The sequence below is a fragment of the Humibacillus xanthopallidus genome, assembly GCF_006716675.1.
GTDB lineage: Bacteria > Actinomycetota > Actinomycetes > Actinomycetales > Dermatophilaceae > Humibacillus > Humibacillus xanthopallidus_B.
In genome coordinates this window covers 200605-221498 of the sequence record NZ_VFPM01000004.1, presented here as the reverse complement: position 1 = coordinate 221498, position 20894 = coordinate 200605, and the positions used below count along the sequence as shown (strand labels likewise).

The following is a 20894-nucleotide window of genomic DNA, read 5'->3' as shown; positions in this document are numbered from 1 at the left end:
TGAGCTCAGCCTGAGGCTCAGCCTGAGCTCGGCCTCGCCCGACTAGGCTGGACGAGCCTGTTCCGGACCGAAGGGGAAGCAATGACCCAACCCGTGCGCCTCGACGCCGACTACCGCGCGCGAGCATGGCAGCGGCTCGCGACCAAGGCCTTCGACGTCCTCGTCATCGGCGGCGGGGTCACCGGCGCCGGTGTGGCCCTCGATGCCGCGACACGAGGGCTCTCGACGGCGCTCGTCGAGCAGCGTGACTTCGCCTCGGGCACGTCCTCGCGCTCGTCGAAGCTCTTCCACGGTGGCCTGCGCTACCTCGAGCAGATGAACTTCGACCTCGTTCGCGAGGCGCTCAAGGAGCGCGAGCTCATGCTCACGCGCATCGCTCCGCACCTCGTGCGGCCCGTGTCGTTCCTCTACCCCCTCACCGGTCGCGGGTGGGAGCGGCCTTACGTCACAGCGGGACTCACCCTCTACGACTCGATGGGCGGCGCCCGGTCGACGCCCCGCCACAAGCAGCTGACCCGCACCGGCGCCCTGCGGCTCGCTCCGTCGCTCAAGCGCGATGCACTGACCGGTGCGCTGCTCTACTACGACGCCCAGGCCGACGACGCCCGCCACACGATGACGACGGTCCGCACGGCAGCGGCATACGGCGCGACGGTGCTCTCCTCGGCCCGCGTCGTCGAGCTCCTCCGGGCCGGCGAGCGGGTCGTCGGAGCGGTCGTCGAGGACGTCGAGACCGGCGAGCGCGTCGAGGTGCACTCCTCCGTCGTCATCAACTGCACGGGCGTGTGGACCGACGACATCCAGACGATGGCGGGCGGCCGCGGCCGCTTCCACGTGCGCGCGTCCAAGGGCGTGCACATCGTCGTGGCCCGCGACCGCATCAACTCCGAGACCGGCCTCATCCTGCGCACCGAGAAGTCGGTCCTCTTCGTCATCCCGTGGGGCACCCACTGGATCATCGGCACGACCGACACGGAGTGGGACCTCGACCTCGCCCACCCCGCCGCGACCCGCGCCGACATCGACTACATCCTCGAGCACCTCAACGCCGTGCTCAACGTGCCCCTGACCCACGACGACATCCAAGGCGTGTATGCCGGACTGCGGCCGCTCCTCTCGGGCGAGAGCGAGGACACGAGCCAGCTCTCCCGCGAGCACGCCGTCGCCCGCCCGCAGCCGGGGCTCGTCTCGATCGCCGGCGGCAAGTACACGACCTACCGCGTCATGGCGGCCGACGCCGTCGACGCCGCCCGCGAGGACATCGGCGGCGACGTCTCCGACAGCGTCACGGAGTTCATCCCGCTCTCCGGCGCCGAGGGCTACCCCGCTCTCGTCAACCAGGTCGACCGGCTCGCGCGCCACCAGGACCTTCCGGTGTGGCGGATCAACCACCTCCTCCAGCGCTACGGCTCGCTCGTCCACGAGCTCTTCGCCCTCGCCGAGAACGACCGCAGCCTCTACGAGCCGCTGCCCGGTGCCGAGGAGTACCTCAAGGTCGAGGTCGTCTACGCGGTGACGCACGAGGGCGCCCTCCACCTCGATGACATCCTCGCGCGCCGCACCCGCATCTCGATCGAGACGCCGCACCGCGGCATCGAGAGCGCCGAAGCCGTCGCCCAGCTCGTCGCCCCGATCTTCGGCTGGGACGACGAGCGGGTCGCGCGTGCGGTCGGCGCCTACCACTCCCGGGTCGAGGCCGAGCTCGAGTCGCAGAAGGAGCTCGCCGACTCCGAGGCCAACGCCGAGCGGCTCAGCGCCCCCGATGCCCGGCGGATCCCGGTCAGCAGGACGCCCGAGAGTCCCTGAGTCTTCCTAGACTGGTGGGGTGACGACCCGACGGCGCCTCGCCCCGTTCGGCGCGGCCCTCGCCGTGGCCGCGCTGCTGGCCGCGGGCTGCGGCAGCCCCAACCTCGCCGCCCAGGCGCGCCTCGACGGCCAGGCAGGTGCCAGCCACGCTGCCACCGGGCAGTCCTCCGGGCAGTCCTCCGGGCACGGCGCGGTGGCCACCCCCAAGGCAGCCCCGGCCGCCCTGCGCGCCGGGGAGTCGCTGCGCAGCGTCGCCGTGCCGGCGCCCTACACCCCCAAAGCGCCGAGCGGCGGCACCGACGACTACCGCTGCTTCGTCCTCGACCCCCGGATCGCCCGGGACTCCTTCGTCACCGGCTTCGACATCGTGCCCGGCCAACCCGCCGAGGTGCACCACGTCATCCTCTACCGGGTGCCGCCGGGCCAGGCCGCAGCGGCCCGCCAGCGCGATGCCGAGACCCCCGGTGACGGCTGGACCTGCTTCGGCGGCACCGGGCTCGGCTCCCAGGGCTCGACGCTCGACGACGCGCCGTGGGTCGGGGCGTGGGCGCCGGGCGGCACCGAGCGGCTGCTCGACCCCGACATCGGCATCCCGCTGCCCAAGGGCTCCCTCCTCGTGCTGCAGGTGCACTACAACCTGCTGCACGGCGCGACGCCCGATCGCACCGCCGTCGACCTGCGCGTCTCGACCAAGGCCCTGACACCGCTCGACACGATGCTCCTGCCGGCGCCCGTCGAGCTGCCCTGCCGGCCCGGGCACTCCGGCTCGCTGTGCACCCGGGATGCAGCGGTGCTCGACGTCTCGGCCCGCTTCGGCGCGAACGCCGGGCGCATGGTCGCGGGACTCCTGCTCCTCTGCACCGGCAGCTTCAAGCCCACGCCGGGCGCGATGCAGACGTGCAGTCGCACGGTGCAGGAGCCGGCGACCGTGCGCACCGTCGCCGGTCACATGCACCGGCTCGGGTCGAGCATCCGCATCGACCTCAACCCGGGCACACCCACGGCGCGGACCCTGCTCGACACGAAGGTGTGGGACTTCGACAACCAGGGCGCCGTGTCCATCCCGGCCACCGCCGTCAAGCCCGGTGACCGCCTGCAGGTGACCTGCACCCACGACCAGGCCTGGCGTGACAAGCTGCCCGAGCTGCGCGGCATACCGGAGCGGTATGTCGTGTGGGGCGAGGGCACGACCGACGAGATGTGCCTCGGCATCCTCGGCGTGACCCGCCCGTGACGGCCTCCGCGCCGCGGGCCGACGCGGGTCAGACCGACGTGCTCGTCGTCGGCGGGACCGGCGTCGACACGATCGTGCGCGTGGAGGCCCTGCCGGTGCCGCTCGCCGACTCGCACGTCGTGCCGCCCATCCGGACGGTCGTCGGGCACACCGGCACCGGAGTCGCGCTCGGCTGCCACCATCTCGGCCTCGCCACGCACCTCGTCGACGTCATCGGTGACGACGTCGAGGGCCGGATGGTCACCGAGCGGCTGGCAGCGGAGGGCGTCCGCTTCGACCACGTCGTGCATCCGTCCGGCACCCGGCGGGCGGTCAACCTCGTCGACCCGCAGGGGCGGCGGATGTCCCTCTACGACCCGCGCCACCCCTACGACCTCGTGCCCGACGGCGCGCTGTGGCGCGATGCGGTCGCCGCCTCCCGGCACGTGCACGCGTCGATCATGCCGTGGACGGTGGCGGCGCTGGAGGAGGCCACGGAGCGGGGCCTCACGACCTCGACGGACCTGCACGACTGGGACGGCAGCAACCCCCACCACCAGCCGTTCGCCCGTGCCGCCGACCTCGTCTTCGTGTCGGGCTCGCGGCTCGAGGGGATCGCGGACGGCGTCGTCGCCGACGTGCTCGACCGGGGCCGCGCACGGGTCGTCATCGTCATGGACGGCTCCCGCGGCAGCCGGGTCACGGTGCGTGAGGGTGGCAGCTTCGCGGTGCCCGCGGTCGACGTGCCCGCGCGGCCGGTCGTCGACTCGAACGGCGCGGGAGACGCCTACGTCGCGGGCTTCCTCTCGGCGTGGCTGGCCGGCCGGGGTGCCCGGTCGGCAGCGCTCTCGGGCGCGGTGGCCGGCGCCTGGGCGTGCGGCACCGCGGGCACGCACACGAGCTTCGTCAGCCCGGGCGAGCTGGCCGGCGAGCTCGCCCGGCTGCGGGCGTGACCCCCGGCCCTCGCGGACCGTCGCGGACCGTCGCGGACCGTCAGGCCTGACCCCCCGCGATGTTGACCATCCAGCCGACGCCGAAGCGATCGGTCACCATGCCGAACTCGTCGCCCCACATCTGCTTCTCGAGCGGAACGCCGACGGTGCCGCCCTCGGAGAGCTTCGCGAAGTAGCCGCGCAGGTCGTCGGCGTCGTCGCCGCTCAGGCTGACGCTCATCGTGTCGCCGGGGTTGTGCGACATGCCGGAGGGGGTGTCGGCCGCCATGATGGTGTAGCCGTTCGGCGTGTCGAGCTGGGCATGCATGACGCCGTCGGGAGGCGTGCCCTCGGGCGCGCCGAACTCACCGAAGGTGCTGACGTTGAGCTCTCCGCCGAAGATGCTCTGGTAGAACTCCATCGCCTCGCGGGCGTTGTCGCGGAAGCTGATGTAGGGGTTGAGTCGAGAAGCCATGACGCACTCCTTCGGGGTCGGGGTCTCGAGCGGGCCGGCGGTCTGCCGGCCTCGCCCACCCACACTAGGACGGCCCTCCGACAGCGGCCCCGCTTCGGCCGAAACCCGTCAGCGCACGACCCTGCGACCGGTCGCAGACCTTCCCTCGGCCCCGAGCGGCCGCTGCGGTCGACCGTCGTCGGTCGGCCCCAGGCCGCCCTGGCACTGGGGGCAGTAGAACATCGTGCGCTCCTGGGGCGGGACCCCGATCGGAGCCACGCGAACCGGCCCGCCGCAGCGCCGGCAGGGACGGCCGCTGCGGGCGTGGACGTAGTGGGCGTCGTCGAGGCGGTAGGAGCCGGTGCTCGACTGGACCGCATGGTTCTTGCCGTTGTCGATGAGCCGGTGCGCACGGGCGACGACCCGCTCGAGCACCGCCCGGTCGAGCCCGTCGGCGAGGGCCCACGGCGGCACCTTCTCGAGGAAGAGCGTCTCGGCGCACCACATCGTGCCGACGCCCGCGAGGTTGCGCTGGTCGAGCAGCGCCTGCCCGACCGGCACGTGGGCCGCCGCGAGGTTGTCGACGGCGGGCACGGCGTCCCAGTCGGGGCCGAGCAGGTCGGGGCCGAGGTGGCCCACGAGGTCTCCCTCTCGCGCGGTCGGCACGAGGTCGAGCATGCCGAGCCGCAGGCCGAGGGCGGTCCAGTCCGGCGCGGACACGAGCGCCCGCAGCTGCGGGTTGCGCCGCCAGCGGGCCGCGAGCGACGGGGTCGCCTCGATGCGCCACTGGCCCTCCATGCGCAGGTGCGAGTGCAGCGTCAGCCCGCCCTCGACGCGGTGCAGGAGGTGCTTGCCGCGGCTCACCACCTCGAGGGTGTCGCGACCGCTGAGATCGGCGGTCGAGATCTCCGGCCAGCGCAGGTCGGCCTCGACGATGGGCTTGCCGGCGAGCGCGGCATGGAGGCGCTGCGCGGTGCGCCACACGGTGTCGCCCTCGGGCACGGCAGGTGACCTCCTCGCGTCCACGTGCTCGTCACGCGGTGTTCTCCGCACTGTAAGCGGTGCCGCCTAGCCTCGGCGCGTGCCCGAGCTCACCGTCGTCGTACCCGCGCTCGCCGAGAGCGACCACCTGCGCCGGTGCCTCGACAGCCTGGCTGGGCAGACGCTGGCCGCCCACCGCTTCGAGGTCGTCGTCACGTTGGCCGACGACTCGTATGCGCACCGGGCCGGGGTCGCCGCCCGCGTCGCGGTGCATCTCGACGGCATCGCCTCGGGCCCGGAGGTCGTGCTCGTCGCCTGTGACGGCACCACGCGCGCCGCCGCCCGCAACGCGGCAGTCTCCCGCGCGCGGGGTGCGTGGACGACCTTCGTGGCCGAGAAGGACTTCGTCGCACCCGACTACCTCGAGCTGCTCCTCGCGTCGGCTGGGACCGACCAGGTGGCGGCCGCACGCATCGTCGACGTCGAGCCCGACGGGTCGCTGCCGCCGTGGCGCGGGTCGTCCGCCGTCAGCGACCTCGATCTCGCGAGCTCCGTCGGCGGCAAGCTCTATCCGACCGCGTGGCTGCTCGAGACCCCGTTCGTGCGCTCCCTGCGCCACGACGAGGACGCCGTGCTGACGGCGCACCTCTTCGGCACCTTCGAGCGCCAGTTCAGTGGCTACGACCTCACGCCGGCCCGGCGCGGTGCGACGTACTTCCGCTCGCCCGCTCCCGCCGGCGCGCGCGACCTCGACTCCCGCCTCGCCGTCGTCGACGAGCTGCGCACGGCCGAGCCGACCGAGCTCGTCGACGCCCTCGTGCGGCAGCAGCTGGGTCGGGCCCGCTCGCCGTGGGCGGCCCTCATCACCCGGCCGCGCATCACCCACCCGCTCGTCGTCGTCGCAGGCGAGGCCCGCTCGGTCAACGAGCACGCCGGCGCCCTCCGCCTCCTCGCCCGAGCGGGGTATGCCGTCCGCGTCCTCCACCTGCGCGGTCGCCTCGTCGACCCGCTGCGTTCCGGTCGCACCGCCCACCGCCTGGCCGTCCTGCCCGCCGACCTGCCAGCGGTCGAACCCGCTGCCGCCTGGGCCGCCGGTCACCTGCTCCGGTCCGCCCCCCGCCGGGCCGCCGGGGCCGCGAGAGCCGGCCGGGTCGCGCGACGCCTCACCCGTGAGGGCCTGCGGGTCTCGCGCCGGTTCACCCCGGAGGTGCTGCCGGCACGCCTGGCAGCAGCCGCAGCGGCCCGCACCGACGAGCCCTCCGCCACCCTCCTGCAGGAGCCGTGCGAGCTCTTCGTCCTCGACGCAGCGGGAGACCGGGTCGTCGACCGTCTCGCCGGAGTGCGGGCGGGCCGCAGCGCCGGCGGGGCCTCCGACCGGCGTGACGGCGGGCGCGAGCTCGCCGCCCTCGCCCTCGAGGTGGCCGCCAGCCGCACGGGCTTCAGCCGGGCCGAGGCGCTCGGGCTGCGCCAGGCATCGCGGCTGCTGCGCGACACGGAGGCCGCCGGCGACGAACGGTCACCTGCGGCGCTGTGGACGGGGGCGGCATACCGGCTCGTGCGGGCGGGACGACGGGCTGCGGCGACCCAGCTGCTCGACGACTGCCTCGCCGTGACGGGCGCGGCCGAGGCGGAGGCCGCGGGCCACGGCGCCCTCGACGCCCTCATCCGGCTCGACGAGGCGAGTGCGGGTGCGAGCACAGGAGTGAGCACCGGGCCGGTCGACGTGCCCGCCGTCGTCGGCGCCTGCCTCCGGCACGCTGACGAGGCGCTGGCATCGGGCGACCTCGACCGTGTCACCTTCCTCGCGAGCATCGCCCTCGACCTGCTCTTCGCGCGCGTGCTGCACACGGCGGCGCCGAGCTCACCCATCGTCGCGAGCCCGACGAGCTTCCTTGCGCCACTGCGCAGCTCGCAGGTCGGGCAGCTGCTGAGCCCGACGCGCGGCGCACGCCCCGAGCGCCCCACCACGGCCGTGGGGACGGCTCGGGACACGGCGCGCCCCCGGGTCACCGTCCTGCCCGGGGCCTACCCGAAGTTCGCGGGCGCCGTCGTGCGCGAGCTCGAAGGTCACGCGGACGTCGACGTGCTCGACCTGGGTGCACGGGACCGCCGCTACGGCAACACCGCCATCGACCCCCTCACCGTGCGCGAGCGCGTCGCCGCGGCGGCCGGGGGGCGTGCCACCCTGGACCCCGCGACAGCAGCAGCACTCGACGCCGACGTCGTCTTCGTCGACTGGGCTGACAAGGCGCTCTCGCTCGTGACCGAGCACGCCCCCGACCGCACTCGCGTCGTCGTGCGGCTGCACGGCGTCGACACCCTGAGCGCGTGGTTGCACACGGCACGGTGGGAGCGGGTGGACGACGCGATCTTCCCGAGCGAGCACCTGCGCCTCGCGACGGAGCGCGCCCTCGGCGGTCGGCTCGACGGGGTGCGCCAGCACGTCGTCGCCAACCCGGTCGACGTGGGCCGCTACGCGCTGCCCAAGCTCGCGGGGGCGGCGCACACCCTCGGCATGGTCGGCTGGGCCCAGCAGGTCAAGGACCCGTGCTGGACCCTCGACCTGCTCGAGCGGCTGCGGGCCGAGGACGACCGCTGGCGGCTGCTGCTCGTCGGCGCCGACTTCCCCCTGACGAGCGGCAACGGTGTCGAGAGCCATGCGGCAGAGCGTTTCCGGTCGCGGCTGCTCTCCGGCGGGGCCGGCCTCGCCGATGCCGTCGACTTCGTCGGCTACACGAAGGCACTGCCCGAGGTGCTGCGACGGGTGGGCTGGGGGGTCAGCTCGAGCCGCCGTGAGGGCTTCCACATCGGGCTCGTCGAGATGGCGGCCAGCGGAGCCGTTCCCGTCGTGCGCGACTGGCCCGTCTATGCGGGCATCGGCGGGGCGAGCGGGCTCTTCCCGGAGGACTGGGTGGCTCGCGACATCGGCTGCGCCGCCGAACGGGTGCTCGACCTCTCGAGCTCCGGCCAGTGGGCCGACGCCGGCACGACGGCGGCCCGGGTCGCGGCCGAGCGGTTCGCCGGCGAGACCTCGGGCGACCAGCTGCGCCGCATCGTCCTCGGGTGACGGCTCGCGCGGTGGGCCCGCCGGTCGCAGGCGTACGCTCAAGGGGCATCGCGTCCGCACCACTGAGCGGCCACGGCATACCGGAAGCCGGCTCATGACGAATGCCACACCCCGCGAGCCGACCCAGCCACAGCGGCCGGCGGAGCTGATGGCTCAGGTCACGGCCGCCCAGTCGCGTGTTCGCTCGTTGCGCTGCGGCGCCGTCAACAGAGACCAGCTCAACCTCGCCCAGGACCAGCTGCTCGCGGCGATGGAGCTGTATGCCGCCGAGCTCGAACGGCGCCGGCTGCCGATCCCGCGGTCGCTGCGCGACGAGCTGCGCCTCTACCGCGAGATCCGGGTGCGCCCGTCTCCGTCCGTTCCCTATCGACCCCGCGACAGGTCCTGAGGGGCCGCGCCAGCAGCCGGGGCCGGGTGGGCGATGCGCCGGAGCACGTGAGCAGCAGCGGTGACGTGCTCGACCGGACTGCGGTGGTCGAGGGGCTGCGCGTCGAGTGCACTCCCCTCCTCGACGATGCCCCACACGGGTGTGCCGCTGCCGCGGTAGTCGCTCCACTTCGAGGGGAGGAAGGGGTTGCGTGCGCCGGGCGGGCTCACTGCGTCGGTCACGAGCAGGCAGTCCATCCGGCGGGCCAGGGCGAGGAAGTCGAGGTAGCCGACGAACGGGCGCGCGTGCACCTCGCCGGACAGGCCCCGCCGGGCGACCTCCTTGTCGAGCTCGTCGGGGTCACTGGTGAAGACGTGCAGGGCGAGCCTCCCCCGGGTCGGTGGGGGAAGGAGGCCGAGGGCGTCGAGCACGAGCGAGAGCCCACGGTTGGCGTAGAAGTTGCCGAAGTAGCCGATGTGCCGCCGAGCGGGGTCGAGGCGCAGCTCCGGGTTCGCCACGGCATACAGCTCGTTCGGCGGGGTCGGGTGTGGTGACACGACAGCCACCTGCTCGACGCGCGCAGCGAGCTGCGGGTCGTGGCAGGCCTCGAGCATGAAGTCGCGCTGGTGCTCGTTGGTGAAGATGACCCGGTCGGCGAGGGCGAAGGTCGCGGCCTCGCACCACGCAAAGGCGTTGAGGTCGGCAGGTGGGCGGAATCCCGCCGTCTCGATGGCGGTGCGCAGCCGGAGGAGCGAACGGTCGTCCGTCGCAGGCGTGGTTCGCACCCCGCCCTGCACGTCGTGCGACAGGGGGTCGGAGAACTCGGCATCCCAGAGGATCTCGGGCCGGCTGACCTTAACCTCGGTCGCGAGGAAGTGCGACGCAGCGAACTGGGCCCGGCTGTAGAGCGAGGTGTACGGGCCCTGCTCGGCCTCCCAGCGGGCGACCTCGGCGAGACCGAGCTGCTGGAAGTCCGAGATCGAGCTCCACGAGCTGAACGCGGTCCGGGACGGCACGGCGGCCCAACGGCGCACGAGACCTCCGCAGAGCCGCACGAGCCCGGGGTCACGGCTTCGGATCGCGTCCATCGCGTTGAAGACGACGTCGACAGGCTCCCCGTGCTCGGCCACACGCTTGGCCGCGACGATAGCCGCCGTGTCGGAGTAGGGCGGGAAGCAGTAGGACGCGACGAGGCGACGGGCGGGCGACGAGGTGCTCACGGTGGTCACGGTGCTCCCGGGCGGTGGTGTCGTGGGGTGGTGTCGTGGGGTGGTGTCGTGGGGTGGGTGGTCAGACGGTGACGTGGTCGACGGGGTCACCGTGGAAGACGAGCGACCCGCGCCGGGCGAGCAGCTCGAGGTCCGACACCGGCCAGGTGTGGCCGTCCGGGGTGGTCGCTCGCACGGAGACGAAGTTGAAGCGGTCGGCGGAGTAGACCCGCCCACCGTCGCGGCGCACCTTCTCGAGGAAGGTCGTGTCGACCCGACGGGGCAGGTCCTCGAAGCGCACCTGACGGGCGAGGTCACGTGCCACGACGATGGTCCCGCCCTGGACGAGGTCGACGTAGCGGTGCTCGGCGTCGGGGAAGCGCAGCAGCGTGGCGCCCGTCGACCGGAGGTGCGCATAGTGCGCCCACTTGCCGACGACGCTCGCCTCGGAGTAGTCGAAGGCGCGCACGAGGTCGCCGAGGAAGTGCTCGGCGTAGTGGTTGTCGTCGTCCATCTTGGCCACGTAGCGGCCCGACGCCGCCTCCACCCCCGCGTTCATGCAGGTCCCCAGTGTCCACTCCCGGGGCGCCGCGATGACGACGGCGGTCAGGCCCAGCTCACGGGCTCGCGCTCGAACCCGCTGCTCGTCGACCTCGAAGCCGTGCGTGACGAGGACGAGCTCTACCTGCGGGTGCGACTGTGCCGCAACGAAGTCGAGGACGTGGTCGACCTGCTCGGGACGCATCGAGGGCACGACCGCCGAGACGGAGCAGTCGCGCCGGGTCGTGGCGAGCCCGACCGATTCGAGCACCGTCGCGATCCGGTGCTCGTAGCGGTGCGCGTCGAGCACGCGGCGATGAGCGCGCAGGGCGAGGCGGTCGCGATACTCCGGATGCTGCAGGAGCGCCCGCAGCTCGAGCTCCGTCTGCTCAGCCGTGTCACTCACGCGGATCGTGTCGCCGAAGAACGGCTCGATCGCCGCAGACGGTGCAGAGAGCACGGCGGTCTGTGCCGCGGAGAGCTCGAAGAGTCGGCGTGCGCACATCGTCGGTGACCCGACGACGGAGTTGACGTTGAGGAAGACGCGGTAGGAGGTGTAGGCGCCGAGCAGGCGCTCGTAGGGCAGGGTGCCGACGACGGCCCGGGCGTAGGTGCCAGGGAACTGGTAGCGCTTGTCCCGCCCCGCCATCCGCGACCAGATCTCGAGGCCGAACGGCAGGGCCGGCTCGAGCAGTGTCGCCATCTGGTCACGCCGCTCGTCGTGCTTGTCGGCGAAGTAGGTGCCGGCGAAGGCGATCTCCCGGACGCGGCCCGCACCGCGCCGGACCGGGGTGTGGATGCGGGGCTGCGCACCGAAGGGCAGCAGGGCGACCCGGTCGTGCCCGAGGTCACGCCGGTAGTCCTCGATGCGGTCCGCGTCGACGGTGAAGACCTGGTCGAAGAGGCGGGCCGTCGGCAGGAAGGCGTCGTAGTTCGGCGGGTCCTCCTTGTTCCAGAACACCGTCGGTATGCCGTGCTGCCGGCACCACCCGACGAGCTCGGTGAGCGCCGCGGAGGGTGCGCCCTCCCCTGTCATGGCGAGACGCCAGGCGCCCCCGTTGCCGTTCCAGGCGGACTCGACGAAGAGGACGTCGACGTGCCTCGAGCGGAGGGTCTCCTGCCAGGTGGAGAGGTCCACGGCGACCTGGTCCCACTCGTAGCGCAGCGCGAGGGCGGAGAAGTCGTCGAGGATGACGGCCGCCGTCACGTCGGGCCGGTTGACCGGCCCGGCCGGCATCTCGGGTCGCGGGACGTCGACGCGGTTGCGACGGCGCGGCACCGCGGGGAGACGCCGACGCAGCTCGACGCGCAGCTTCCGCGGGAGAGCCTGTCGCGCAAGCGGATCGCTCATGGCGCGGCTCAGAGCAGTCTTTGCTCTCGTGACGTCGCGGGTCAGAGGTCCCCCGGTCCACGCAGACTTCGGCATCTGTTCGACTCTCGTTCGATCGGCACGGGTCTGGCGTTACGCGAGTCACCCGACGCTGGTGTCGTGACCCCCAGACGCGGCGCCAGTGTGGCAATCGATGGTGAACGCGAGACAAACTCGCGGCCACCGGGCACCGACCTCCGGGCGGGCCTCCGGATACTGCGCAATGCCCCAACGGCACTGTCGTCATTGGCAGTTCACGTCTCCCGCAGCCCGTGGCAGGCTGCGTGGGTCTGCGGACGCCTGCTGCCGCGCCCCGCCGTGTCGGCAGCCGCCGACCTGGCCGGCACGTCGTCGCTCGGCATCGTCCTGACGGCTGCATCCGGCCGTCGCGACGCCGCGAGCTGCCTCCTCGCCGTCCGCGTCGGGACGACGACCGGCCGCGCTCGTCACGGCGCCCTCGCCGCCGGGGCGGCCGCCGGGCTGGTGGCTCACCTGGCGACAGGGCACGGCACGGACGACGACGACCCCACGGCCGGGACCGCATACGTGCTGGAGACCCGTGGCCACCTGCTGCGCGCACGGACCGTCCTCGCGCAGCGCCGGGGGCCGCTGGCGCGCCGGCACCGGCGCTGGCTCGACGGACAGATCGCCGTACTGCGCGGCTCGGCGGTGGAGCCGCTGACGCCGCCACGAGCACGGCTTGCGGGGGCCCGCGCGGTGGGGTCCGTGCTGCACGTCGTCACGAACGCGCTGCCCGACGTGCAGGCGGGGTACACGATCCGCACCCACGGCATCCTCACGGCGCAGCGGTCGGCCGGGCGTCGTGTCGCCGCCGTGACTCCGCCGGGCTACCCGGTCACCCAGGGCCGAATTGCCACAGGGGACAGAGCAACTCACGACGACATCGACTACCTGCGCTCTCTACGGCCACTGGTTGACGTGGTGCCCGGCGCACCTGACCGCTCGCTCGTCGCGCACGCCGAGGCGGTGGCCCTCGCTTCGGCTGCGGTCGGGGCCGACGTGATCCACGCCCACAGCAACCACCTCAACGCGCAAGCCGCCCTCATCGCCGGCCGCCGGCTCGACCTGCCCGTCGTCTACGAGGTGCGGGGCTTCCTCGAGGAGACGTGGCGGTCGAGGGGCGGTGACCCGGCGAGCGACTTCTACCGGTGGACGCGGGCCACCGAGACCCGCTGCATGGGGCTCGCCTCAGCCGTCGTCACCCTGTCCGAGGGGATGCGCGACGAGATCGTGGACCGCGGCATCGACCCGCAGCGGGTGCACGTCGTCGGCAACTGCGTCGACGACCGCCTTCTCGCCGCCGCGCCCGACGGTGCGCGGGCACGGCGCGAGCTGGGCATCGCCGTCGACGCGATCGTCGTCGGCACGGTCTCGACGCTCAATGCCTACGAGGGCATCGACCAGATCGTCGCGGCCGCGGAGGCCGTCGACGACCCCAGCGTCGTCGTGCTGGTCGTCGGCGACGGTCCTGAGCTCGACAGGCTCCGACGTGCGGCAGATCGTCTGCAGGACAGAGGAATCCGCACACGTGTCATGCTCACGGGTCGGCTGTCGCGGGCCGGGGCGCTCGCGGCCCAGGCCGCGATCGACATCTTCTGCGTCCCCCGCCGGGCGACCGCGGTGACCGCGCTCGTGCCTCCGCTCAAGCCGGTCGAGGCCATGGCACTCGGCCGGCCCGTCCTGGCGAGCGACCTGCCGCCCCTGGCCGAGCTCGTCACCGGGGGCTCCGACGTCGGCCACCGGGGAGTGCTCGTCCCGGTGGGCGACGTCGAGGCCCTCGCCGCGACGATCACCCAGCTGGCGAGCGACCCGGCTCGACGCGAGTCCCTCGGCCGGGCCGGTCGAGCACACGTCGCGAGCCAGCGCACGTGGGCGGCCGCCGCCCGCCGCTACGACGGCATCTACGCCTCCCTCGACGTGGTGCCGGCGGATGCCGGGGCGATCGCCAACCGCGCCGTTCGGCTGGCCTCATGAGCAGCGTGTCCACCGAGCCCGAGATCCTGTCCCCCACGGAGACGCTCGTCGACGTGACTTCCATGCCGACCCCTCCCCCGCTCTCACCCGAGGAGTGCGCCGAGTTGGCGCGGTCCGCCGGGCTCTCCGAGCTGGGCGTGCGTCCCCATCGACGGCACTACCTGCGCGAGATCTGGGAATTCCGGCACCTCGTGTGGCACCTGTCGTCGGCCCAGGCCTACGCGACGAACCAGAACAACCACCTCGGCCAGCTGTGGGCCGTCATCAACCCGCTGCTGCTCGTCGGCTCGTACTACCTGATCTTCGGCCTGCTGCTCAAGACCCGCGGCGGCACCGAGAACTACATCGCGTTCCTCACCGTCGGCATCTTCGTCTTCGGCTACTCCGCCTCGGCGATCATCGCCGGAGCTCGCGCCGTGACGGCGAACATCGGCCTCGTCCGGGCCCTGCGCTTCCCGCGCGCGATCCTGCCGATGTCGGTGACGCTCACCCAGCTCCTCGTCTCCCTGCCGGCCTTCGGCGTTCTCCTCGTCATGATCCCCCTGACGGGAGAACCGTTCTCGTGGCACTGGCTGCTCTTCGGGCCCGCCCTCGTGCTCCAGACCGTCATCAACCTCGGCATCGCGTTCTTCCTCGCCCGCATCGTCAACGCCGCGCGCGACACGGCCAACCTCGTGCCCGTCGTCATCCGGCTGGCCCGCTACGTCTCCGGCGTCTTCTTCAGCATCACCCACTACGCCGGGCACGGGCTCGTCAGCATGCTCCTGCTCTACCAACCCCTCGCTGTGACGATGACGATCGGCCGCGAGGCCCTCATGGACCAGTACCCGCTCACGTGGTCGAGCTGGGCGGCCGCCGGCATCTGGGCGGTCGTGCTCGGGGCCGGGGGGCTCGTCTTCTTCTGGCGTGGGGAGGGTCGCTATGGAAGCGACTGAGACAGTGCGTGACCGGGACCGCGACCGCCACCGCTCGCCCGAGGCGACGCCGGGCGTCATCTGCTCGGAGCTCGACATCGTCTACACCGTCTTCGGCGCACGCAAGAAGGCGACGACGACCGAGGGCGAGCAACCGTGGCTCGAGCGCTTCCTGCGGCAGCGCCGGCAGGTCGACACCGGCAACGTCCGCAAGGTCCATGCCGTCAAGGGAGTCTCGTTCGTGGCGCGCCACGGTGAGGCGGTCGGCATCATCGGCCGCAACGGGTCGGGCAAGAGCACGCTGCTGCGCGCGATCGCCGGTCTCATCCCGCCGAGCGGCGGGCGCGCCTGGGCCGCAGGGCGGCCCGCGCTCCTCGGCGTCAACGCGGTGCTGCTCACCGGGCTCACCGGCTCGCGCAACGTCATGATCGGCGGGCTGGCGCTCGGTCTGTCACCTCGCGAGGTGCGCGCGCGCTACGACGACATCGTGGAGTTCTCGGGCATCGGCGACTTCGTCGACCTGCCGATGAGCGCCTACTCGTCCGGCATGGGCGCGCGCCTGCGCTTCGCCATCTCGACGGCCGCCACGCCCGACATCCTCATGATCGACGAGGCCCTCGCCACGGGCGACGCGGAGTTCCAGGCCCGCAGCCGCGAGCGCATCGCCGAGATCCGTGAGCAGGCCGGCACGGTCTTCCTCGTCAGCCACTCCAACGCGGCGATCCGGGAGTCGTGCGACCGGGTGCTGTGGATGGACCAGGGCCGCCTCATCATGGACGGCCCCACCGAGGACGTCGTCTCCGCTTACGAGGCGAGCCACCGCAAGGGCGGCCGATGAGCCCGCGGCGGAGCGACCGGCCCGACCGCGCCCTCGTCATGACGGTCGTCCACCATCCCGAGGACGCACGCATCCGTCACCGCGAGATCGGCTCGCTGCTCGACGCCGGCTTCGAGGTGACGTATGCCGCCCCCTTCGGCGCGCACGGGCTCCCCCTTCCCGACGTGCCCGGCCTGCGACCCGTCGATCTCCCGCACGCGAGCGGGCGCACCCGACGGGAGGCGATGCAGGCGGCGCGGGCACTGCTGCGCTCGCGGGGCGAGGAGCACGACGTCGTCATCGTGCACGACCCGGAGCTGCTCGTCGCGGCTCTCGGCCTGGGGTTGCGCAACCTGCTGTGGGACGTCCACGAGGACACGGTCGCGTCCATCGAGACCAAGGACTGGGTGCCACCGCGCGCACGCCGGCCGATGATGGTCGCGGCCCGGGCACTCGAGCGCCACGCGGAGCGGCACCACGAGCTCATCCTCGCCGAGCACGCATACGCCGAGCGCTTCGGCGGTGAGCACCTCGTGGTCCCCAACACCGTGCGCGTGCCCGAGACCGTGGACCGTCCCGGCTGTCACCGGGCGGTCTACCTCGGCTCGGTGACGATGCCACGAGGTGCGGCGACCCTCGTCCAGACCGGTCGGCGGCTCACGGTCGCCCGCAAGGGCCGGATCACCGTCGAGGTCATCGGGCCGGCGCGCGACCCTCGCACCGCCGAGGCCCTCGCCTGGGCCGTGAAGAGCGGCCACCTGCGTCACCACGGCTTTGTGCCGAGCGACGTCGCGCTGCCGATGCTCGACGGCGCCCTTGCCGGACTCTCGCTGCTCGAGGACCGCCCCAACTACCGGCACTCGATGCCGACGAAGGTCATCGAGTACATGGCCCACGGCATCCCCGTCATCACGACTCCGCTGCCGCTGGCCCGAGAGATCGTGACGCGGGCCGGGTGCGGCATCGTCGTGCCGTTCGGCGATGCCGACGCCACGGCCGCCGCCCTCATCGAGCTGGCGGCCGACCCCGAGCGACGAGCCGCCCTCGGCCGCGCCGGGCACCGCTACGCGCGTGAGCACCACGACTGGAACGCCGTGGGCCACGAGTTCGTGTCGCACGTCCGGGCACTCGCCCGTCGGGGCCGGCCCGACGAGGACGGGCTGCCCGCGCCGGCGTCGGTGCTGAGCGCGGATGCCCTTGCGACCCCATCGTCCTCCGGCCCGGAGGACCTACGACCAACCACGGGAGAACCATCATGTTCGACGACGGAATCGCCGTCATCGGTCTCGGCTACATCGGCCTACCGACCTGCGCCGCGCTGACGGGACGCGGCCTGCGGGTCATCGGTGTCGACGTCAACGCGCGCACCGTCGCCGAGATCAACGCCGGACGGGTGCCCATCGTCGAGCCCAACCTCGACGAGGCGATCCTCGAGGCCGTCGAGCGCGGCATGCTCACGGCGACGACGGAGGTGCCGCACGCCTCCGTCTACCTCATCGCCGTGCCCACGCCCTTCCGGGGCGACCACGAGCCCGACCTGCGCCACGTGCGGGCTGCCACGGAGGCGATCGCGCCACGGCTGCGCGGGGGCGAGGTCGTCATCCTCGAGTCGACGTCGCCGCCCGGCACGACCGAGCGCATCTCCGGGTGGATCTCGGACCTGCGGCCCGACCTCAAGCTGCCCCACATGGGCGGCATCCCCGACGTCCACCTCGCGCACTGCCCCGAGCGGGTGCTGCCCGGGCGCATCATGGTCGAGATCTTCACCAACGACCGCGTCGTCGGGGGCCTCACGCCAGAGTGCGCCGAGCGCGCGGCCGAGCTCTACCGCACCTTCGTCGCCGGCGAGATCGTGATCACCGACGCGACGTCCGCCGAGATGGCGAAGCTGACCGAGAACGCCTTCCGCGACGTCAACATCGCCTTCGCCAACGAGCTCGCCGAGATCTGCGACCACCTCGACGTCGACGTCTGGGAGGTCATCTCGTTGGCCAACCACCACCCGCGCGTCAACATCCTCCAACCCGGCCCGGGCGTCGGCGGCCACTGCATCGCCGTCGACCCGTGGTTCATCGTGTCGGCGGCACCCGAGCAGGCCCGGCTCATCCGCGCCGCCCGCGAGACCAACGACGCCCGACCGCGCTCGGTGCTCACGAAGATCTCCGAGGCGGTCGCCGCGTCAGGGCACGAGGGCGACACGGTGACGATCGCCTGCCTCGGCCTGGCCTTCAAGGCCGACATCGACGACCTTCGCGAGTCACCCGCCCTCGCGATCACCCAGACGCTCGCCGCCGAGCGACCGGGCGCTCGCATCCTCGCGGTCGAGCCGCACGTCTCGCGCCTGCCCACGACCCTGGCCGGTCTGCCGAACGTCGAGCTCGTGACGACGGAGCAGGCCGTGCGCGAGGCCCAGGTCGTCGTGCTCCTCGTCGACCACGCAGCCTTCCGGGCCATCAGCCCGGGAGAGCTGCGCGGACGCCAGCTCGTCGACACGCGTGGCCTCTGGCGCTGAGCCGGCGACGCCCGGGCCCCCGCACGGGAGCCCGGGCGTCGACCCGCACCCGAGATCACACGGTGATCAGGGCCGCGCCGCGATCGGATCCGGACCGCGAATCGAAGTCGGCTGCTCGCCGGCCGACGCCCAGGAGCTCGGCGATGGCGGCGACCGACCGCTCGGCGGCCCGGCCGTCACCGTAGGGGTTCACGGCGTTCGCCATCTCGGCATAGGCCAGGGGGTCGTCGAGGAGCTCCTCGAGCGCGGCGCGGATGACCGCGCCGTCGGTGCCGACGAGGCGCACGGTGCCGGCCTGCACCGCCTCCGGACGCTCGGTGGTGTCGCGCATGACGAGCACCGGCTTGCCGAGGCTCGGTGCCTCCTCCTGCACGCCCCCCGAGTCGGTGACGACGACGGTTGCAGCGGCGAGTGCGTGGGCGAACTCGTGGTAGTCGAGGGGCTCCGTCAGCAGGACGTTGTCGAGCGACGAGAGAAGGGGCTCGATCGCCTCTCGCACCACGGGATTGCGGTGCATGGGCAGGAGCACGCGCAGCTCCGGCCGCGCCTCGGCGAGGTCGCGCACCGCCGAGATCGCCTCGACCATCGGGGCTCCCCACGACTCGCGCCGGTGCGCCGTCACGAGCAGCAGGTCGCGGCCGGCGTGCGCCTCGTCGACCCAGTCCTGCACCCGCGCGTCGCGGAAGGAGACGGGGCGGGACGTCGTCCACTGCAGGGCGTCGATGACGGTGTTGCCCGTGACGGCGATCTGGTCCGGGCCGATCGCCTCGCGCACGAGGTTGGCGCGCGAGGTGCTCGTCGGGGCCAGGTGCAGGCCGGCAAGCGGTGCGGTGAGCCGGCGGTTGGCCTCCTCGGGGAAGGGCGAGCGGACGTCGCCCGTGCGCAGCCCTGCCTCGAGGTGGACGACCGGGATGCGCTCGTAGAAGGCGGCGAGGCTCGTCGAGAGCACCGTCGTCGTGTCGCCCTGCACGACGACGACATCCGGACGCTCCGCTGCGAGCAGACCGGCCGTCGCCTGCACGGTGCGGGCCGTCAGCTCGGCGAGCGTCGCCCCGGGGACCATGAGGTCGAGATCGTGGTGCGGCTCGATGCCGAAGAGGACGTTGACCTGGTCGAGCATCTCGCGGTGCTGCCCGGTGACGGCGACGATCGGCGTGAAGCGCTCGTCGGCCTCGAGGGCCGCGACGAGGGGCGCCATCTTGATGGCCTCGGGGCGGGTGCCGTAGACGGTCATGACTCGATGCATGGGGGCGCTCCTGGGACGTTGTCGAGCCGCCTGTCGGCCCGACCCACCCTCACGATGCCCGACGATCTCGCCGCGATCCGCCGTGAGAAGCCGGAGCGCCGAGGGTTCACTCGACCTTCACTGAGAGGTCGCGAATTCGATTGGGAGAAGCCATGATTCGCCAAAGCTACGACCTCGCGGTCATCGGCCTGGGCTACGTCGGTATGCCGCTCGCCAGGGCCGCCGTCAACGCCGGGCTGAGCGTCGTAGGGCTGGACTCCAGCACTTCCGTCGTCGCGTCCCTGGGTGCCCGCCGGTCGCACGTCGACGACCTCTCGGACGAGGACGTCGCCGCGATGCTGGTCTCCGGTTTCGAGCCGACGTCAGATCCCGCCTGCCTCTCGGACGCCGGCGTCATCGTCATCTGCGTGCCGACGCCGCTCGGGGCCGAGGGCGGCCCCGACCTCACCGCCGTCCGGGCCGCGGCCACGACGATCGCGCGGCACCTGCGCCCCGGCACGCTCGTCGTCCTGGAGTCCACGACCTACCCGGGCACGACCGAGGAGGTCGTGAGGCCGCTGCTCGAGGGCTGCGGCCTCGTCGCCGGCACCGACTTCCACCTCGCCTTCTCGCCGGAGCGCGTGGACCCCGGCAACACGGCATACGGCATCGTCAACACCCCCAAGGTCGTCGGCGGGCTCACCCCGGCGTGCACGCGGGCCGCCTGCGACTTCTACGCCCGCTTCGTCGAGACGATCGTGCCGACCAAGGGCACGCGCGAGGCGGAGACGGCCAAGCTGCTCGAGAACACCTACCGCCACATCAACATCGCGCTCGTCAACGAGATGGCGCGCTTCTGCCACGAGCTCGGCATCGACCTCTGGGACGCCATCGCAGCGGCACGGACGAAGCCCTTCGGCTTCCAGGCCTTCCATCCCGGCCCCGGCGTCGGTGGCCACTGCATCCCGATCGACCCGAACTACCTGTCCCACAACGTGCGTACGCGCCTTGGCTACCCGTTCCGTTTCGTCGAGCTCGCGCAGGAGATCAACGCGTCGATGCCCGCCTACGTCGTGCGGCGGGCGCAGGACGCGCTCAACGAGGACGGCCTGGCCCTGCGCGGTGCGCACGTGCTGCTGCTCGGCGTCACCTACAAGGCCGACATCGCCGACCAGCGCGAGTCGCCCGCGGTGCACGTGGGTCGCCGGCTCATCGACCTCGGAGCCGTCGTCGAGTTCCACGACCCCTTGGTCGACCGGTGGGACGCGCTGGGCCTGCCCGCACCCCGCGTACCCGACCTCGGCACCGCCGTGGAGGGCGCGGACCTCACCCTCCTGCTCCAGCACCACCGCGGCTACGACGTCGACGACCTGGCCCGTCGGTCGCGCCGCTTTCTCGACACCCGCGGTGTCGTGACGCCGGGGCCGCGTGTCGAGCGTCTCTAGAGCGCATCGACGGGTTACGGACCCCGCACGCGCGCGCGGTGCGACGATG

The 20894-nt window shown here is 72.8% G+C and carries 16 protein-coding genes; 11 read left to right on the top strand and 5 right to left on the bottom strand.

Annotated features, from left to right (window positions below; all coding sequences use genetic code 11):
- The first annotated feature begins 81 nt into the window (after positions 1-81).
- From FBY41_RS20565 to FBY41_RS20555, 3 genes are read left to right on the top strand one after another with little or no spacing between them, the layout of a single operon-like run.
- Entirely contained in the window at positions 82-1806 is a 1725-nt protein-coding gene (locus tag FBY41_RS20565; protein WP_141846683.1) for a glycerol-3-phosphate dehydrogenase/oxidase, read from the top strand.
- A gap of 19 nt (positions 1807-1825) precedes the next feature.
- Positions 1826-3040: a hypothetical protein gene (locus tag FBY41_RS20560; protein ID WP_141846681.1), complete on the top strand. Its 1215-nt coding sequence runs from the start codon at positions 1826-1828 to the stop codon at positions 3038-3040.
- Entirely contained in the window at positions 3037-3972 is a 936-nt protein-coding gene (locus FBY41_RS20555) for a carbohydrate kinase family protein (RefSeq protein ID WP_141846680.1), read from the top strand. The genes FBY41_RS20560 and FBY41_RS20555 overlap by 4 nt, the downstream gene beginning before the upstream one ends.
- Positions 3973-4012: 40 nt before the next feature.
- On the opposite strand, the gene FBY41_RS20550 is transcribed toward FBY41_RS20555, so the two are convergent.
- Both FBY41_RS20550 and FBY41_RS20545 read right to left on the bottom strand, forming a co-directional pair.
- A complete protein-coding gene (locus FBY41_RS20550; protein ID WP_141846678.1) occupies positions 4013-4426 on the bottom strand; it encodes a VOC family protein in 414 nt (137 codons plus the stop codon).
- A gap of 108 nt (positions 4427-4534) precedes the next feature.
- Complete coding sequence (locus FBY41_RS20545; protein WP_141846676.1) at positions 4535-5407, bottom strand: DNA-formamidopyrimidine glycosylase family protein; 873 nt, start codon at positions 5405-5407, stop codon at positions 4535-4537.
- 79 nt (positions 5408-5486) lie between these two features.
- On the opposite strand from FBY41_RS20545, the gene FBY41_RS24195 reads away from it, so the two are divergent.
- Positions 5487-8453, top strand: a complete 2967-nt coding sequence (locus tag FBY41_RS24195; protein ID WP_141846674.1) for a glycosyltransferase — start codon at positions 5487-5489, stop codon at positions 8451-8453.
- 94 nt (positions 8454-8547) lie between these two features.
- On the top strand, positions 8548-8841 hold the full coding sequence (locus tag FBY41_RS20535) for a hypothetical protein (RefSeq protein ID WP_141846672.1): 294 nt from the start codon (positions 8548-8550) through the stop codon (positions 8839-8841).
- Here the strand turns inward: FBY41_RS20535 and FBY41_RS20530 are convergent.
- Positions 8817-10040 carry a glycosyltransferase family 4 protein gene (locus tag FBY41_RS20530; RefSeq protein WP_141846670.1) on the bottom strand — a complete coding sequence of 408 codons (1224 nt, stop codon included), beginning with the start codon at positions 10038-10040 and terminating at the stop codon, positions 8817-8819. The two genes, FBY41_RS20535 and FBY41_RS20530, sit on opposite strands and share 25 nt — an antisense overlap.
- 70 nt (positions 10041-10110) lie before the next feature.
- Complete coding sequence (locus FBY41_RS20525; protein ID WP_141846667.1) at positions 10111-11919, bottom strand: glycosyltransferase family protein; 1809 nt, start codon at positions 11917-11919, stop codon at positions 10111-10113.
- 264 nt (positions 11920-12183) lie between these two features.
- Here FBY41_RS20525 and FBY41_RS20520 point away from each other — a divergent pair, with 264 nt between their 5' ends.
- The 5 genes from FBY41_RS20520 to wecC are packed head-to-tail and all read left to right on the top strand — an operon-like array spanning position 12184 to position 18175.
- On the top strand, positions 12184-13932 hold the full coding sequence (locus FBY41_RS20520) for a glycosyltransferase family 4 protein (protein ID WP_185749181.1): 1749 nt from the start codon (positions 12184-12186) through the stop codon (positions 13930-13932).
- Positions 13929-14867 (top strand): ABC transporter permease, encoded by a 939-nt coding sequence (locus FBY41_RS20515; protein WP_260439947.1) that lies wholly within the window; start codon positions 13929-13931, stop codon positions 14865-14867. Before FBY41_RS20520 ends, FBY41_RS20515 begins: the two co-directional genes overlap by 4 nt.
- Complete coding sequence (locus tag FBY41_RS20510; protein ID WP_141846664.1) at positions 14854-15684, top strand: ABC transporter ATP-binding protein; 831 nt, start codon at positions 14854-14856, stop codon at positions 15682-15684. Before FBY41_RS20515 ends, FBY41_RS20510 begins: the two co-directional genes overlap by 14 nt.
- Entirely contained in the window at positions 15681-16985 is a 1305-nt protein-coding gene (locus FBY41_RS20505; protein ID WP_141846662.1) for a glycosyltransferase, read from the top strand. The genes FBY41_RS20510 and FBY41_RS20505 overlap by 4 nt, the downstream gene beginning before the upstream one ends.
- On the top strand, positions 16919-18175 hold the full coding sequence (gene wecC, locus FBY41_RS20500; RefSeq protein WP_185749180.1) for a UDP-N-acetyl-D-mannosamine dehydrogenase: 1257 nt from the start codon (positions 16919-16921) through the stop codon (positions 18173-18175). The genes FBY41_RS20505 and wecC overlap by 67 nt, the downstream gene beginning before the upstream one ends.
- A gap of 55 nt (positions 18176-18230) precedes the next feature.
- On the opposite strand, the gene wecB is transcribed toward wecC, so the two are convergent.
- On the bottom strand, positions 18231-19421 hold the full coding sequence (gene wecB, locus FBY41_RS20495) for a non-hydrolyzing UDP-N-acetylglucosamine 2-epimerase (protein WP_185749179.1): 1191 nt from the start codon (positions 19419-19421) through the stop codon (positions 18231-18233).
- Between the two features lie 152 nt (positions 19422-19573).
- Between wecB and FBY41_RS20490 the strand changes: the two genes are divergently transcribed.
- Positions 19574-20845, top strand: coding sequence for a nucleotide sugar dehydrogenase (locus tag FBY41_RS20490; protein WP_141846657.1), 1272 nt, complete (start codon positions 19574-19576; stop codon positions 20843-20845).
- Positions 20846-20894 lie beyond the last annotated feature (49 nt).

Bases quoted from the DNA above. Each gene is read 5' to 3' on its own strand.
- FBY41_RS20565 (WP_141846683.1), top strand. From the start codon at position 82: ATGACCCAACCCGTGCGCCTCGACGCCGACTACCGCGCGCGAGCATGG.
- FBY41_RS20550 (WP_141846678.1), bottom strand. From the start codon at position 4,426: ATGGCTTCTCGACTCAACCCCTACATCAGCTTCCGCGACAACGCCCGC.
- FBY41_RS20535 (WP_141846672.1), top strand. From the start codon at position 8,548: ATGACGAATGCCACACCCCGCGAGCCGACCCAGCCACAGCGGCCGGCG.
- FBY41_RS20525 (WP_141846667.1), bottom strand. From the start codon at position 11,919: ATGAGCGATCCGCTTGCGCGACAGGCTCTCCCGCGGAAGCTGCGCGTC.
- FBY41_RS20515 (WP_260439947.1), top strand. From the start codon at position 13,929: ATGAGCAGCGTGTCCACCGAGCCCGAGATCCTGTCCCCCACGGAGACG.
- FBY41_RS20510 (WP_141846664.1), top strand. From the start codon at position 14,854: ATGGAAGCGACTGAGACAGTGCGTGACCGGGACCGCGACCGCCACCGC.
- FBY41_RS20505 (WP_141846662.1), top strand. From the start codon at position 15,681: ATGAGCCCGCGGCGGAGCGACCGGCCCGACCGCGCCCTCGTCATGACG.
- wecC (WP_185749180.1), top strand. From the start codon at position 16,919: ATGTTCGACGACGGAATCGCCGTCATCGGTCTCGGCTACATCGGCCTA.
- wecB (WP_185749179.1), bottom strand. From the start codon at position 19,421: ATGCATCGAGTCATGACCGTCTACGGCACCCGCCCCGAGGCCATCAAG.
- FBY41_RS20490 (WP_141846657.1), top strand. From the start codon at position 19,574: ATGATTCGCCAAAGCTACGACCTCGCGGTCATCGGCCTGGGCTACGTC.